The sequence below is a fragment of the Thauera linaloolentis 47Lol = DSM 12138 genome (genome assembly GCF_000310205.1).
Lineage (GTDB): Bacteria > Pseudomonadota > Gammaproteobacteria > Burkholderiales > Rhodocyclaceae > Thauera > Thauera linaloolentis.
This window is the reverse complement of sequence record NZ_AMXE01000219.1, coordinates 1-216: the sequence shown is the minus strand read 5'-3', so window position 1 is coordinate 216 and position 216 is coordinate 1. Positions and strand designations below refer to the sequence as shown.

Sequence of the window (216 nt, the reverse complement as noted above, 5' to 3'; positions counted from 1 at the left end):
CAGTCGAACCACGTACTCCCCGCCTATGCCGTGATCCACGGCGATGTCCACGCACTCGCGGCTAAAGTCATCCATCACCGTGAGGCACTTGATCCGTCGGCCGCTGGACAGGGCATCCATCACGAAGTCCGTGCTCCAGGTGTCGTTGACGTGATGGCTGGCCGCCAAAGGCTGGCGCTCGCCGGTGGGGCGCTTGACCTTGCGGCGCTTGCGCAC

General features: G+C 64.8%; 1 protein-coding gene. It reads right to left on the bottom strand.

Annotated elements, in window-relative coordinates; genetic code table 11:
- Positions 1-216: DDE-type integrase/transposase/recombinase (locus C666_RS21050; RefSeq protein ID WP_039919680.1), on the bottom strand; the 216-nt coding region annotated here is incomplete at both ends.